12 protein-coding genes are annotated in these 14,939 nt (G+C 47.7%); 3 read left to right on the forward strand and 9 right to left on the reverse strand.

Annotated features, from left to right (window positions below; genetic code table 11):
* Positions 1-3 precede the first annotated feature (3 nt).
* Positions 4-987 carry a putative oxygenase MesX gene (locus BFC18_RS02415; protein ID WP_070123598.1) on the reverse strand — a complete coding sequence of 328 codons (984 nt, stop codon included), beginning with the start codon at positions 985-987 and terminating at the stop codon, positions 4-6.
* A gap of 350 nt (positions 988-1,337) precedes the next feature.
* Here BFC18_RS02415 and BFC18_RS02420 point away from each other — a divergent pair, with 350 nt between their 5' ends.
* Positions 1,338-3,635: a FepA family TonB-dependent siderophore receptor gene (locus BFC18_RS02420; RefSeq protein ID WP_083272878.1), complete on the forward strand. Its 2,298-nt coding sequence runs from the start codon at positions 1,338-1,340 to the stop codon at positions 3,633-3,635.
* A gap of 795 nt (positions 3,636-4,430) precedes the next feature.
* On the opposite strand, the gene cspE is transcribed toward BFC18_RS02420, so the two are convergent.
* The 8 genes from cspE to xdhA form a co-directional block, all read right to left on the reverse strand.
* A complete protein-coding gene (gene cspE / locus BFC18_RS02425; protein WP_070123599.1) occupies positions 4,431-4,643 on the reverse strand; it encodes a transcription antiterminator/RNA stability regulator CspE in 213 nt (70 codons plus the stop codon).
* A gap of 315 nt (positions 4,644-4,958) precedes the next feature.
* Positions 4,959-6,173 (reverse strand): urate hydroxylase PuuD, encoded by a 1,215-nt coding sequence (locus BFC18_RS02430; RefSeq protein ID WP_070123600.1) that lies wholly within the window; start codon positions 6,171-6,173, stop codon positions 4,959-4,961.
* Positions 6,174-6,176: 3 nt separating this feature from the next.
* Positions 6,177-7,469, reverse strand: a complete 1,293-nt coding sequence (gene guaD, locus BFC18_RS02435) for a guanine deaminase (protein ID WP_070123635.1) — start codon at positions 7,467-7,469, stop codon at positions 6,177-6,179.
* A gap of 23 nt (positions 7,470-7,492) precedes the next feature.
* On the reverse strand, positions 7,493-7,816 hold the full coding sequence (gene uraH / locus BFC18_RS02440; protein WP_070123601.1) for a hydroxyisourate hydrolase: 324 nt from the start codon (positions 7,814-7,816) through the stop codon (positions 7,493-7,495).
* Between the two features lie 2 nt (positions 7,817-7,818).
* A complete protein-coding gene (uraD, locus tag BFC18_RS02445) occupies positions 7,819-8,331 on the reverse strand; it encodes a 2-oxo-4-hydroxy-4-carboxy-5-ureidoimidazoline decarboxylase (RefSeq protein WP_070123602.1) in 513 nt (170 codons plus the stop codon).
* Positions 8,328-9,152: a xanthine dehydrogenase accessory protein XdhC gene (xdhC, locus tag BFC18_RS02450; RefSeq protein ID WP_070123603.1), complete on the reverse strand. Its 825-nt coding sequence runs from the start codon at positions 9,150-9,152 to the stop codon at positions 8,328-8,330. The genes uraD and xdhC overlap by 4 nt, the downstream gene beginning before the upstream one ends.
* The gene (xdhB, locus tag BFC18_RS02455) at positions 9,149-11,506 is read right to left on the reverse strand and encodes a xanthine dehydrogenase molybdopterin binding subunit (RefSeq protein WP_070123604.1); all 2,358 of its coding nucleotides are present in this window, start codon (positions 11,504-11,506) and stop codon (positions 9,149-9,151) included. Before xdhB ends, xdhC begins: the two co-directional genes overlap by 4 nt.
* A complete protein-coding gene (gene xdhA / locus BFC18_RS02460; protein ID WP_070123636.1) occupies positions 11,499-12,941 on the reverse strand; it encodes a xanthine dehydrogenase small subunit in 1,443 nt (480 codons plus the stop codon). The genes xdhB and xdhA overlap by 8 nt, the downstream gene beginning before the upstream one ends.
* A 375-nt stretch (positions 12,942-13,316) precedes the next feature.
* Here xdhA and BFC18_RS02465 point away from each other — a divergent pair, with 375 nt between their 5' ends.
* On the forward strand, positions 13,317-13,970 hold the full coding sequence (locus BFC18_RS02465) for a TetR family transcriptional regulator C-terminal domain-containing protein (protein ID WP_070123605.1): 654 nt from the start codon (positions 13,317-13,319) through the stop codon (positions 13,968-13,970).
* On the forward strand, positions 13,967-14,878 hold the full coding sequence (gene puuE, locus BFC18_RS02470; RefSeq protein ID WP_070123606.1) for an allantoinase PuuE: 912 nt from the start codon (positions 13,967-13,969) through the stop codon (positions 14,876-14,878). The genes BFC18_RS02465 and puuE overlap by 4 nt, the downstream gene beginning before the upstream one ends.
* The last annotated feature ends 61 nt before the right edge of the window (positions 14,879-14,939 follow it).

Genomic DNA, 14,939 nt, shown 5'->3' on the forward strand with positions numbered 1-14,939 from the left:
AAATCAGTATGCAGACGCAATGTCAGAGGCCCATTGCTTAAGCGTATTTTCATGTTTTTGAATGAAGTTTTCTTCGCACCATTTACCTTGCTCAATGGCAAGACGGGCGCGCTCTTCCTTGTCGTATACCACTTGCGTTACTGAGTGGTCGTGATTTCTTAAGCTTGGTTTGTATACCTCGCCAGCGACAGAATTCGTGTTGTAGATTTCTGGTCGATAAATCTTCTGGAACGTTTCCATTGTGCTAAGCGTACTGATGAGTTCCAACACGCTGTAGTCGTTCAGTAAATCGCCGAAGAAAAAGAAAGCGTAGGGCGCTGAACTATTCGCAGGCATGAAGTAACGCACTTTCATCCCCATAGTTTTGAAGTACTGCTCTGTTAGAGATGTATCATCGGGTTTGTATTCCGTGCCTAACACCGGGTGCTTATTACTGGTTCGATGATACGTTTTGTTGTCTGAAACACTTAAACAAATGACTGGTGGCTTACTGAAGTTTTCCTCATAAGCCGAGGAATTGATAAAGTCCTGAAACATTTTACCGTGCAGTTCACCGTAATTTTCCGGTACTGAGAAATGGTCTTTTCCTTCATTGTGCTTGCGCAATACCACACTGAAATCGTAGTCGCGTACATAAGAAGAAAAATTGTTCCCCACAATACCTTCAATACGTTTATTCGAATAGTGATCTACGATGCTGGTTTTCAACACTTCAATCGTTGGAAACGTCTCACCGTTGCCTTCAACGTCAACGTCAACATGCACAATATCGAGCTCTACAGAATAACGGTCTTTTTGCGGGTTATCCCAGTTTGCCAGGCTATTAAAATTGTTATTGATCATGTTTATCGCTTTGCGAAGATTCTCCTGGCGGGCTTCACCGCGGGCCAGGTTAGCAAAGTTTGTAGTCAGGCGAGTGTCGTCCGCAGGTGAGTAGTGCTCATCAAAGCGAACAGTATTAATGGTGTAAGTGAATTTGCTACTCATAGTAATCTGAAGTCCCTGGATCAAAAATTAAATTGACGCGTTACGTCATGAGTTAATTCTAGGACGACTAAACTATGATGAATATTGATATTATTTAATGGTTACATGAACAACGCTCATGGTTTATGCGCGAAAAACCGAATTTTTCGGCTACTCCTTATTACATTTTTGTCGAATGTTGCCACGGCCAGCGTTCAAATAGTCTGGTTTCCCCGGTTAATGCCTTAATCAAAAGAGAATTTCTTTTGAAGGGTGGATTCAAGATGCTACTTAAGTATAATACGCACCACAATAAAAATAAGAACTATTATCATTCTCATGAAGTAAACATACTTAAATAGGAATCTCGCATGTTTAGAACAAACCGGAAGTTTGTCTGCACAGCAGTGTCTGCTGCTATCACCTCACTATTTTCAGTCACGGCACTTGCACAAGAAGATGCAGAAACGTTGGATGTCACCGTTGTTAAAGCCGCTTCAGAAGAACTGAAGCAAGCGCAAGGTGTGTCTGTAATCACAGAAGAAGATTTCAAACGCCGCCCAGTTACCAATGATATCTCTGAAATTGTGCGTACCATGCCAGGTATTAACCTGACAGGTAACTCATCTTCAGGCCAATACGGTAATAAACGTCAGATTGATATTCGCGGAATGGGCCCGGAAAACACCTTAATTCTGATAGACGGTAAGCCAGTGTTATCCCGTAACTCAGTGAAAATGGGGCGTTCAGGTGAACGAAATACACGCGGAGACAGTAACTGGGTGCCGCCTGAAGCCATTGAAAGTATCGAAGTAATTCGTGGCCCTGCGGCGGCGCGCTATGGTTCAGGGGCGTCAGGTGGTGTGATTAACATTATCACCAAGTCGCCAGAAGTTGCTTCTACAACGGTGTCTCTGCAAACCGAAATTCCACAGAACGACTATGAGGGTGGGAACCATCGCATCAACTTGGTTAGCAGTGCACCGCTGTCTGATCGCTTTTCTCACCGTACTATTGTGAACTACAACAAGCAGGAAGCAGATGATCCGCAATTAAACCTGGAAGTTACCGATACCACGTCGGGGCGGGGTGGTGAAGCAAAATCGGTGGGTGCAGGCCGTGAAGGTGTTGAAAATATCGACTTCCGCACCCTTGTACGCTTTCAGCAAAGTAAAGAACATCGCTGGGATTTCGAGGCCGCTTTTAGTCGCCAGGGTAACGAATATGCAGGGGATAACGCCTTTCAGGGAATTCGCTATGGTGTGGATGAAAATGATAATCCAATTATTCCCACGGAAGATGAGCTTAGCGAAACGGATGCGCTGGCCCTGATTGGGGAAGAAACGTTGGTGATGTACCGCCGCACGCTCGGTATTACCCACACCGGTCAGTACGATTTCGGGGATTCGTTCAGCTACATTCAGTATGAAGGCACAACGAACAGCCGTTTAGGGGAAGGTTCAGCTGGTGGTGGTGAAGGTGCCATCAATAGTTTGGATAAAACTACCATCAAACTGTCTAACATCACTGCTAAGACAGAGTGGAACGTACCCCTTGAGCTGGGTGGATTCGCCCAAACTGCAACATTTGGTGCTGAGTTTCGCGGTGAGACCCTCGACGATGCCGTGAGCAATCAGCTTACTTTAAATGTCGCCGATGAAAGTGAGATCCCAGGGGCGAATGCCGATCCTGAAAGTCGTCCGTCAGAAACGGATGCCACATTAATTGGTGTTTATGTTGAAGACAACATTTTGCTATCCGAGACAGTAACGCTGACGCCAGGCGTACGTTTTGACAACCACAGTGAAGCGGGCACTAATTTGTCACCCAGCTTGAATGCATCCTGGCAGGCAACAAAGAATATTGTTGTACAGGGTGGTATCAGCCGTGCGTTTAAAGCCCCTAACCTGTATCAGCTGAACCCTAACTACGTGTATTACACCCGTGGTAATGGCTGTCCGCTGGACTTCTCAAGCCTGGGGGGCGGCTGTCACATTATCGGTAACCCTGATCTTGAACATGAAACTTCAGTGAACAAAGAAATTGGTATTAACTATACCAACGACGAAGGTGTTAACGCCGGTATCACTTACTTCCATAACGATTACAAGAATCGCATCGGTACCGGTAACGTGGCGCCGGAATACATCCTGCCAAGTGAAGAGGGTGGTGAAGCCAATGTACAGGTTTTCCAGTGGTACAACATTCCTGAAGCCGTGATACGCGGTTTGGAAGGTAACCTGCAGTTTAACCTGACTGACAGTATTCAGTGGTCGACAAACCTTACTGTTATGCTGGAAACGAAAGACAAAGAAACCGGCATACCGCTGTCTATCGTGCCGGACTACACGGTTAATGCGATGCTGACCTGGCAGGCAACAGAGCAAATCCAGCTTGTACTGAGCGGTCAGCACTATGGTAAGACTGAAAGTCCTGAACTGAGCCAGACTTCAGGTCAGGCGATTACCGGTGAAGACCGCGATGCATACACCATCGCAAACTTAAATGCGGTGTACCAGTTCAACGAAAATCTGAGCTTCAATTTATCGGTGAAGAATTTCATCAATACTGACGTTCGTCGTGAAGGGACACAGGCTTCCAGCGCAGGTGCAAATACCTTCAATGAACCTGGTCGAAGCTACCTGGTGTCTGCAAATTACACGTTCTAATCATGATTAATAAACCCTTTTGAGGCAATAAATTCGCTAAGCGTTTCAGATAGAAACAGCGGCCCCATTTTTGTTTAATTAAACCATGACCCATACCGTCTGATGATGGTATGGGTTTTTAGGTTCTTGTATTCGTGTTTAACAGTGAATAGGTAATTTGGGACTGAGCTACGTCAGGATAATATTTGCGAAGTTCAGCTGTATCGCGTTCGTATTTATTATTGACGGTAACGACGAAATCAAGACAGCCGTCGATTTATGATCTGAAATGCGGTGAAGTACAACCTACAATAGCTAAACTAAGAAGGGAAACGCTGACAGAACGGTAAAAAATCATAATAAATTTCATTCTAAAAGCCGGTAACTGTGGTGCCGTCGACAGACGGAACAGGCGATTTGCGATGACCAGGGGAGCCAGTGTCCACAACTCGAATAACTGTTTAGAAGAAATATAAGATTGAAAAGAGAACTTAAATTTACAATAGCGAAGGTTCTTTCAAACGAAAGGGGAATTTTAGCTTTCTGTCGTGGGCTAAATTGTTAACAACCAGCTTAAAAATTTATTTTTATCAGCGTTATTCTGGAGGTGGATGAGCTTTGCATTATTCATATCTCTGAACGCAACACTGTTCTTATTTACAGAGATAGATGAAATTGGTGGCTGTGCTTCAATCGTCACGCCATTTAAAGTATGAATCATATTATTTTTCTTTTTTATAAGGGCAGATATGCCGGGAATACTGTTTCTTGAGGGTACTTTGAAAAAGGACCGGACGGTCCTTTTTCTGAGGTCGATTACGCAGGAACTACGTTGCTCGCCTGTGGTCCTTTCTGACCTTGCTCGATAACAAATGCTACCTGCTGGCCTTCAGAAAGAGACTTATAACCTTCTGATACAATTGAACGGAAATGAACGAATACGTCCTTACCGCCGTTTTCTGGCGTGATAAAACCAAAACCTTTATCTTCGTTAAACCACTTTACTGTACCATTTACTGAATTAGACATATTTAATACCTTTAATTTATTTGAGTGATGAAAATTTTCATCGGAATTACTATAGAAATTAAGACAAACCATTAACCATTAGAGCCAATGTAAAATCGAGTTCATCTTGAAAATAAATTAAAGAGGAAAAAGAGGAGCATCGAACAGTAGTAGATAAAGCTGCTTTTTCTAAAGCTAGGCGAAGATACGCTTATTTAGTGTGAATGTATACTATTATTTTAAGTTATTTTTAATATGGCTGAATTAAAAGACAATTAACCGGTACATAAATACCTTTTCTGACATTCATGTACCGAAAAGCTTGCTGCAGTTTTTTTAACGCTGCTGATACCAGCTTGCGATAGCCTGTCGTTCCTCTTCGGTCATGCCGGTTTTATTGAGAAACGGCATGTCTTTAGTAACAGCGGCACGCTGATAGATTTGCGGTGCATAGCGTTTAATATCTGCCCAGTTGTCGAATTTTACGCCAAGAGGCGCCACCTTGAAAATATCATCGGTAGGTTCAGATGCATGGCAGCTGGTGCAGTGTTTTTCGACAAGCGCCGCTACTTCATTATCTGCATCAGTCCGCACCGTCGCTGAGGATTCTTTTTTATCTTCATCTGCTGTCGCTTCCGCAGAGGGGGCGGCAACCGGCATCGATACCCAGATGGCTAACAACAGCATACCGATAGCGCCAGTAATTAAGATAGAGGGCTTTTTAACATGCTGGTGTTTGAGGTTGAAAAAGTGACGTATCCAGGCAGATAGCGCCATAATTGCAATCAGTACCAACCAGTTTTGAGGATGTTGATAGGTCATCGGGTAATGGTTGCTGATCATGATGAAAAGCAATGGCAGCGTAAGGTAGTTATTATGCACTGAGCGCAATTTAGCACTGGCGCCCCAGGCCGGGTCGATGTCACCTTTGTTTGCTACCGCAGCCACCATCTTGCGCTGATTTGGCATAATGTTCAGGAACACGTTAGCCACCATAATAGTGCCTACTAGTGCACCTACGTGAATGTACGCGCCCCGGCCACTGAATAATGTGCTGGTTAGCCAACTGGTAAAGCAGAGTAGGGTAATTAAAAAGATTGCAAAGGCCTTTGGGGATTTGGCCAATGGGCTTCTACAGGCTAATTCATAAATTGCCAGGCCACCAAAGATTACGCCGAGTCCAGACAAGATTGCACTTAGTGGTGTAAGTGCGTTTACCGACGGATCGATTAAATAGGCGGATGCGCCGAAGTAATAAACAATAATCAACAGGGCGAAGCCACTTAACCAGGTGGTGTAGGCCTCCCATTTAAACCAGTGCAGCGTGGTGGGCATGGCTTCAGGGCCGTAGGCGTATTTAGCAACCTCGTAAAAACCGCCACCATGGATGGCCCATAAGTCGCCTTTTATGCCTTTCTTCTGTTTCCACTCTGGCGGTGTACGCAGGCTGTTATCCAGCCAGATAAAATAAAATGATGCGCCAATCCAGGCGACACCGGCGATTACGTGAAACCAGCGTACGAATAGCGAGAGCCAGTCGAGTCCCTGCATGGTTTAAATCTCCTGTTTTTTGTATTGGGGCGACCCGGCAATCCAGGTTTCCACAATGGTACGGTCGTCACCCAGCATACTCAGTGCAAACAGCATTTCTTCGGCTGTATCACGGTTATTCAGGCGGTGTTCGGTGAGTTCGTCGAAGGCTGGCTCTACAATAATAAAATCAGCGAAGGTGCCGGGATTCAGGTTGCCAATTTCGCCGCTAAGTTTATGCGCATGGGCTGCGCCCTGCGTCATTAGGTACAAGCCCTCAATGGGCGACAGCGCAGTTTGTTGCAGTTGACACACTTTGTAGCCTTCACCATAAGTACGAAACATATTGAAGGTGGTTCCGGCACCAACATCGGTGGCCAGGGTAACCGGTACTTTCATGGTGCGGGCCTTATTCATGTCGAACAAGCCGCTGCCGAGGAACAAGTTTGAAGTGGGACAAAACGCAATCGTCGCCTTGGCGTCAGCCATGCGTTGCCATTCGCTATCGGTAAGGTGAACACAGTGACCAAATACGGCACGTTCCCGCACCAGGCCATAATGGTCGTATACATCGAGGTAGCCATCCCGTTCGGGAAACAATTGCTTTACCCAGTCGATTTCTTTCTGATTTTCACTCAGGTGGGTTTGAATGAATACATCCGGGTGTTCACTCGCCAATTTCCCTAGCATAGATAATTGTTCGCGGCTGCTGGTTGGCGCAAAACGAGGCGTAATGGCATAAAGATTCCGGTCCTTTCCGTGCCACCTTTCAATGAGCGCCTTGCTGTCGGCATAGGCCAATTCTGGTGTATCGATAAGTCCGTCTGGACAATGCTGGTCCATACACACTTTGCCGGTAACCATGGCCATGTTCTTGTGGTGAGCCGCTTGGAACAATGCGTCAACCGACTCGGCGTGTACGGTAGGGTATACTAACCCCGTGGTAGTGCCATTTTTGAAAAGCTGACGCAAAAACACCTCTGCCATGGCTGCGGCATATTCGCTATCAGTGAATTTCTTCTCGGTGGGAAAGGTGTAATTTTCAAGCCAGCTTAACAATTGCTCGCCATAGCACGCTAACATCTCGGTTTGCGGAAAATGCAGGTGGCTATCAATGAGCCCTGGCATGATCCAGCGATGTTTATGATCGTGGATTACGGCTTCAGGGTAATCATCGCGGATGTCACCAAAGTTACCAATAGCGAGAATTTTTTCGCCCTGAACGGCCAGACCACCATCGGCGTAGCATTGTAAATCCTGCTGCGGGTTATCGGTAACCTGAGGAAAATGCAGGATCTTCGCACGAAACAGATAAATCGGGTTGTGTAACGGTTTACTCACTAACTACCCCGGTAACTACTAAAGCCAAATGGAGATATCAACAGTGGCACATGATAGTGGCCACCGTCTTCGGTCATCACAAAGGTAATATCTACAAAAGGGTAGAAACTGTCTCCATGTTGAGCAAGAAGATAGGCTTCACAGTGGAATCTAAGTTGATAGGTGCCCGCCGTAAAACTCACGTCGCCCCAGGTTTTGCAGCGGCCGTCGTCGTCTGTTTTCCCTTCAGCGGTGGTGCCATCGGGGAAGGTAAGTGTGAGCGGTAATGCACTGGCCGGCTTACCGGAAGTGGTGTCGAGTACATGACTGGATAAAGAAATCATAGTTATCCTTCCGAATTCATTGCTTTGGAAATACGTAAACAGGTGATTTTTATTTGCTCTGCTGCTGCATTTTCCATTTCTTGCGCGGTGGTGTTACTTAAACGCGTCTCCAGTGCTTTCAGCATGGTTTCTGCTGATAAACCGGTAGCGCAGATAATAAAAATAAACCCATGTTTTTCACGGTAAGCCAGATTTTTCTCGCGTAAGGCAAGGAGTGTGGCTTCACTGGCTTCAGCGGTGCCAGACTGTTCACCCGCGGCCAATGTGCGCGTATTGGCAAATTTGCTCCGCAAGCTGTCTAAATCGCCAATCATCGGGTGAGCGGTGAAAGCTTCCAGGTAGTCGTTTTTATCCATGCCTGACCAAACACGGTTAGCGTGGCTGAGTATCTCTTCCTCATTTTTATAGGGCCGGTCGTCGGTCATCATGGTGGCCCAGCGCTGTGCGGCACAGGTTTGGGTAAACCAGCTTTTTGCATCTTGCCAGGGCAGGGCGTTGAGTGCTTTCACATTCATACTATCGCGGTGTCCTTGGTAATGGTTCGGTTAAATTCTTCGCTAGGGGTATTTAAAAGCGCAATAATTTGGGCGCTGATCGAAACCGCCACTTCTATGGGCTTTTTACCGGGAATAGACAGGTTCCCCACCGGCGTCACCAGTGGTTGTTGAGCGGCATCATCGAAGCCGCGATGGGCAAGACGGGTACGAAAACGCTTGGCTTTTGTATCAGAACCAATCATGCCGACGTAGGGAAAGCGTCCCGCTTTCAGAGCGGTTTCTGCCAATGTAAAATCAAGCTGATGGTCGTGGGTGAGAATAAGCAGCCAACTGTTTGCAGGCAACAGCGCCAATTCTCCTTCCGGCTGTTCATCGACAATCGTCGATACACCCTGCGGAATATTCATCGCACTGAAAACCGCATCGCGGCTGTCAACCCATCGAATGCTGAGTGGCAGTTGCGCAAGAATGGGAACCAGTGCTTGTGCCACATGACCGGCACCAAAAATCGCCAGCGTTTGGCAGTGACAGGTTTTAATTTCAAACAGCACTTTTACTGCACCGCCGCAACATTGACCCAGCTTGCTGGAGAGCGGATAAGATTCGATATGCTGAGACGTATTGCCTTCTGCAAGGAAAGCGCGAGCTTTGTTCACCACATCGAACTCCAGGTGACCGCCGCCGATAGTGTCGTATTGACTGTCGCCGGTGATCACCATTTTAGCGCCCTGTTCCCGAGGGACGGAGCCCGCCGCGCTGAGCACGGTAACTAACACATAGGCTTCGCTATGTTGATGGCAATAACTAATGGCATCAAACCAGGTACGAGGGCGCATCATGCTGCATTACTCCCGCTCTTTGCCTGCATCGCCATGACTGCATCAAGCACTTTCTCGGGCGTGGCAGGGGTAGGCAGATAAGGATCGGTTTGGTAGTCATCGAGGCTGGCGATCGCATCTTTAAGTGCACACCATACCGATATCGCCAGCATGAATGGGGGTTCACCCACCGCTTTAGAGTGGTAGATGCTGTCTTCATCGTTAGGCCGACGATACAAGCTCACGTTCATCTCTGCAGGGGTATCGCCAATGGCGGGAATTTTATAGGTAGCCATGTTGTTGGAGGTAAGGCGGCCGTGGTCGTCCCACTTCAGTTCTTCACTGGTGAGCCAACCCATGCCCTGTATAAAGCCGCCCTCAATCTGGCCAACATCAATAGCCGGATTCAGACTGGCGCCCACATCGTGCAGAATATCCACCTTTTCAACTTTGTATTCTCCTGTGAGGGTATCTATTGACACCTCTGAGGCCGCAACGCCATAAGCGAAGTAAAAGAAGGGGCGGCCGGTGCCGGTTTCACGGTCGTAGTAGATTTTTGGCGTTCGATAGTAGCCGGTGCTCGACAGTGAGATGCGTCCCAGATACGCTGCCTGGATCAGCGCTGGGAAGTCAATCGTGTGTTCGCCAATGGTAAGCTGGTAATTTTCAAACTTTGCGCCATCTGACGACACACCACACTCCGCCGCCCAGAATTCAATTAACCGTTCCTTCAACGTAATACAGGCATTTTGTACGGCTTTACCGTTCAAGTCGGTGCCCGAAGATGCGGCCGTGGGCGAGGTATTAGGCACCTTGTCTGTGCGAGTAGAGGTAACTTCGATGTCAGCAGTATCGACACCGAATTCATGGGCGGCAATTTGGGCGATTTTCGTATGCAAACCCTGACCCATTTCTGTGCCACCGTGATTCACCTGAATACTGCCGTCGGTATAAATGTGAATTAATGCACCGGCCTGGTTAAGGTGTTTGGCCGTGAACGAAATGCCAAACTTAACCGGTGTCATCGCTAAGCCTTTTTTGATGATCGGACTGGATTTATTGAAGGCGGTTATCGTTTCACGGCGCTGCCAGAAATCCGCGCTGGCCTCTAATTTACTGATCATGTCTGGTAGCAGGTTAAAGCCCACGTCCATGCCATAAGGCGTGGTATTACCGGTGGTCTCGCCGTACAGATTGCGCTTACGGATGGTCAGTGGATCTTCGCCAAGCTTACGGGCGATGCCGTCCATCATGGCTTCCGCGACGATCATGCCCTGAGGGCCACCGAATCCGCGGTAAGCTGTGTGAGAAACATAGGACGTTTTAAGTCGGTGGCCGACAACATGGCTGTCGCCAAGAAAATAACCGTTATCCACATGGAACATGGCGCGATCGACAATGGCGTCAGATAAATCTGCACTGTAGCCACAGTTTCCGTTTACGGTGATGTCTGCGCCCTGAATCATGCCGTTTTCATCAAACCCAATTCGCCAGCTATTTTCAAAGGGGTGACGCTTGCCGGTGACCGACATATCTAAAGAGCGGGGCAAACGACACTTCACTGCCAAACCGTTACGTTGCGCCAAAACGGCGGCAATACAGGCCCATTGCGCTGCCTGACTTTCTTTACCGCCAAAGCCGCCTCCCATGCGTCGCATGTCAACGGTAACGCGGTGTAGCTTTGTACCTAATACCTCTGCCACCAGTTTCTGTACTTCGCTGGGGTGCTGGCTTGAGGTGTAGATCATCATGCGATCTTCTTCTTCAGGAATCGCCATGGACACCTGACCTTCGAGATACATGTGTTCCTGACCGCCAACAAACAATGAGCCTGATAGCTGATGAGCTGCCCCGCTAACCGTTTCAATGGCACTTTCATTGCCAATAACATGGGTAGGTCGCACAAAGGACTGCTTCGCCAATGCGTCATCGACAGTGAGGGTAGGAGAGCCGTCGCTAACGGTAATAACACCTTTTGCAGCAGCAGAGCGTGCTTGTTCCGTGGTGTTTGCCAATACCGCATAAACGGGTTGGCCGTAAAATAAAATATCGTTCTCAGCCAGTACCGGGTCGCCATCGAAAACGGGGGCAATATCGGTATGACCGGGAATATCGTGGATGGTAATGACATCAATAACCCCGTCACTGTTGCGCACTGCATCAAGATCGATAGACTCGATTTTACCGGCAGCACATTCGCTGGTGCCAAGCGCGACATAGCCAATATTGGCGGGTTCTGGCATATCGTCAACATAACGCGCTTGCCCGCTAACCTGGCGAACCGCACTTTCGTGTGACTTATCTTTCCCAAGGGGACTATTTTGCTGACGGGTTGGATGGTCGATACCGGGTAAGGTTTGGACAAGTTTACGCATGGGTCACCACCCGTGTTTCAATAGCGTTGTTAGCTTGGTTTTCTAGCCAGAATCGATGCCACAAATTCCCTAAAACCTGTTTTCGGTAGGCGGCGGTAGCACGAACATCATCGATGGGGCTGAACGCGTCGGTAAGAATTTGCTTTCCGGTTGTTTTGCAAGCAGCATCCTGCCAGTTTTGGTTGATTAACGCCTGTTCTAACGGCGCACAATGTATAGGGGTGGCTGCCACGCCACCGAAGCCTGTACTTACCTTCGATACCACGCCATCTTCAATAACAACGTTAAAAACCGCGAGTACTGCCGAAATATCATCTTCCATGCGCTTAGAAATTTTATAGGCGGCTAAATGCTGGTTGGCTACGGGCAATGGGAAAGTGATTCGGTTAATCCATTCGCCTGCTTTGAGCGCAGTTTTCCGGTAACCGAGGAAAAAATCCTTCGCAGCAATCATGCGCTCGGCGTTGCCATCATCGACAATGATTTGCGCGTTTAATGCCAGCAGCAGCGGTGGCGTATCCCCGATAGGCGAGGCGTTTGCCACGTTGCCGCCCAAGGTCGCTTGATTACGCACCGGCAGCGATGCAAACCGGGTGAACAATTCCTTCAGTGATGGATAAAACTGAATGAGGGTTTCCATTGCCTGGCTTAGCGGTACCGCAGCACCGATATGAATGCCCTGGTCATCGGAAGAAATGGTTTTAAGCGCTGCCATTTGCGAAAGGCTAATCAGGCATTCGAACTGGATATTCTTCTGCGTGATTTCTAATGCTAGATCAGTGCTGCCGGCCACGAGAGGCGCATCCGGGTTTGCAGCAATGGCGGCTTTTAGGGCCACGCGGGTAGCAGGCATGAGTAATTTTGCGTTAACCGCCGGCGTGCTTTGCTGCGCTAACGTAGCCAGCTTTTCCAATGTTTGCGATTGTTGGGCATCAAATTTGTCGTCGGTTTTATCTGCACACGCCGAAAGCGTAGCATCAATAATGGGCCGATAGCCCGTACACCGGCAAAGGTTACCCGAAAGGGCATCAACGACGTCTTCCCGTTGAGGGTTACTCGCAGTATGATACAGGGCGAATGCTGACATAACGAAACCCGGCGTACAGAATCCGCACTGGGAACCATGATGCTCGACCATTGAGGCCTGCACCGGGTGTAGTGCTTGTTTGTCGGCAAGATCCTCAACAGTGATAAGTTGTTTGCCCTGCAAAGACGAAAGCAGAGCAATACAGCTATTTATCGTAGTGTAAGACAGTGAATTCCCTTCATCGCTTGGTGATGCAACAACCACTGTGCAGGCACCGCAATCACCGGCAGCGCAACCTTCTTTTGTACCGGTTTTACGTTGACGTTCCCTTAAGAAACGCAACACAGTCATATTCGGGTCGTTGACCTGTAGTTCGACAGGTTCATTGTTCAACAGAAAACGGACCATACCGAACTCCATGTATTTTTAAAATCGCTTGAACGCATTACTATATCTGCATTTTATAATTAAAAGTAGACCATTTGGTCAAATATTTATGGTAAAAAAAGGTCATCTCTAGCATTACGTTTCATTACGGTGCAATTGCACCATAAAGTGCACTTTAATGATGCGCCGACACGGAATTTATTGTATTCGCCGACGATTGAACTGGACCTAATAGCTAGTCTGACCATTTGGTCTAGAGTACTGCAAGATTTGTGCACAGCGGGGTTCGCGGCCTGTGGCCCGATCAGGCGTAAAAAAATCCCATCAAATCTGGTAACTGTGGCACTATGACTGAATAGTCAGGTTTGACCGAATTAACAGGAATCATAAGTTGTCATGAGTCAAGCAACTAAAGTGGATGCCAGTGTAGGAGCCCGAAATCGTGCAATTATCCTCACTGCCGCCGAAAAAGCGTTTGCAGCACAAGGCTTCAAAGGCACATCTGTACAACAAGTCGCAGATCAGGCCGGTTTGCCCAAAACTAATGTGCTGTATTACTTCAAAACAAAGCAAGAACTCTATCTCGCAGTATTAAAGGAAACCATGACGCTGTGGAACTCTAGTTTCGACCGCGCCACGGTAAATGATGATCCGGCCGAGATGTTAGCCGACTACATCGCTGAAAAAATGGAGTTATCTCGAACCAATCCGTTAGCCTCTAAAATTTTTGCTATGGAAATCATTAATGGTGCGCCGAACCTGAATAACTATTTCGATGAAGAGCACAGCGAATGGATGGAAGGGCGAGTTTCAATTATCAATAGCTGGATCTCGTCAGGAAAAATGCAGCCTATCGATCCGCATTACCTGCTTTTCAATATTTGGGCAAGCACGCAGCATTATGCGGATTTTTCTATTCAAATTACGCGACTTCGCGGAGCGAAGATGAAGAAAGCAGACTTCGCAGAAGCAACAAAACACCTGGTTACACTAACGTTAAATGGCTGCGGCTTGGACGTACCCGAAAAATACAGGATTGAAACACGATGAGTGATGAGGCGACCCGTTATCCCCGGGATTTAATTGGTTATGGCGCAACCCCGCCCAATCCGAAATGGCCGGGAAATGCACGTATAGCCCTGCAATTTGTCGTGAACTACGAAGAAGGTGGCGAAAATTGCGTGTTACATGGCGATACCCATTCAGAGATATTTCTTTCTGAAATTGTCGGTGCTCAACCTTACCCTGACCGCCATCTCAGCATGGAATCGTTGTACGAATATGGCAGCCGTGCTGGATTCTGGCGATTGCATCGCTTACTTACCGAGAAAAGTATACCGGTCACGGTGTTTGGTGTGACCATGGCGATGGAGCGCCACCCTGAAGCTCTTAAAGCCATGATAGAGGCGGACTGGGAAATTGCCAGCCATGCCATGCGATGGATTCATTTTCAGGATATGGATATCGACACCGAGCGACAACAAATCGAAGACGCCGTTAATTTGCATCAGAAGCTCACTGGAAAGAAACCTGCAGGTTGGTATACCGGTCGCACCAGCCCGAATACACTGAAGCTAATTGCTGAACGAGATGATATTCTTTACTGCGCCGATTCCTACGCAGATGATTTGCCGTATTACGACACCCAAAATGGGCAGCCGTTACTCATGGTGCCTTACACGCTGGATACCAATGACATGCGGTTTGCTACCCCTCAGGGCTTCAATAGCGGGGAACAGTTCTTTCAGTATTTGAAAGACGCGTTTGACGTGCTTTATGAAGAAGGTGCGACGGCCCCCAAGATGCTGTCGATTGGCTTGCACTGCAGAATTATTGGCCGTCCTGCTCGACTGGCTGCACTGAAACGTTTTATTGAATACGTGCAAAGCCATGACAAAGTCTGGATGGCTACCCGTGAGCAAATTGCTTTACATTGGAAAGCGCATTTCCCGCTTTAAAAATAGCTTTAGTGGAACGCATGACACGCGTCGTTTCTGCAACAGATAAAACAAAGGCCTC

Origin of the sequence: Alteromonas confluentis, from assembly GCF_001757105.1 — a bacterium.
In the GTDB taxonomy this organism is placed as follows: domain Bacteria; phylum Pseudomonadota; class Gammaproteobacteria; order Enterobacterales; family Alteromonadaceae; genus Alteromonas; species Alteromonas confluentis.

What these genes read in the sequence shown, in the direction of transcription:
- cspE (WP_070123599.1), bottom strand. Translation starts at nt 4,643, where the DNA reads ATGTCTAATTCAGTAAATGGTACAGTAAAGTGGTTTAACGAAGATAAA.
- BFC18_RS02465 (WP_070123605.1), top strand. Translation starts at nt 13,317, where the DNA reads ATGAGTCAAGCAACTAAAGTGGATGCCAGTGTAGGAGCCCGAAATCGT.
- uraD (WP_070123602.1), bottom strand. Translation starts at nt 8,331, where the DNA reads ATGAATGTGAAAGCACTCAACGCCCTGCCCTGGCAAGATGCAAAAAGC.
- BFC18_RS02430 (WP_070123600.1), bottom strand. Translation starts at nt 6,173, where the DNA reads ATGCAGGGACTCGACTGGCTCTCGCTATTCGTACGCTGGTTTCACGTA.
- BFC18_RS02415 (WP_070123598.1), bottom strand. Translation starts at nt 987, where the DNA reads ATGAGTAGCAAATTCACTTACACCATTAATACTGTTCGCTTTGATGAG.
- xdhC (WP_070123603.1), bottom strand. Translation starts at nt 9,152, where the DNA reads ATGATGCGCCCTCGTACCTGGTTTGATGCCATTAGTTATTGCCATCAA.
- xdhA (WP_070123636.1), bottom strand. Translation starts at nt 12,941, where the DNA reads ATGGTCCGTTTTCTGTTGAACAATGAACCTGTCGAACTACAGGTCAAC.
- uraH (WP_070123601.1), bottom strand. Translation starts at nt 7,816, where the DNA reads ATGATTTCTTTATCCAGTCATGTACTCGACACCACTTCCGGTAAGCCG.
- puuE (WP_070123606.1), top strand. Translation starts at nt 13,967, where the DNA reads ATGAGTGATGAGGCGACCCGTTATCCCCGGGATTTAATTGGTTATGGC.
- xdhB (WP_070123604.1), bottom strand. Translation starts at nt 11,506, where the DNA reads ATGCGTAAACTTGTCCAAACCTTACCCGGTATCGACCATCCAACCCGT.
- BFC18_RS02420 (WP_083272878.1), top strand. Translation starts at nt 1,338, where the DNA reads ATGTTTAGAACAAACCGGAAGTTTGTCTGCACAGCAGTGTCTGCTGCT.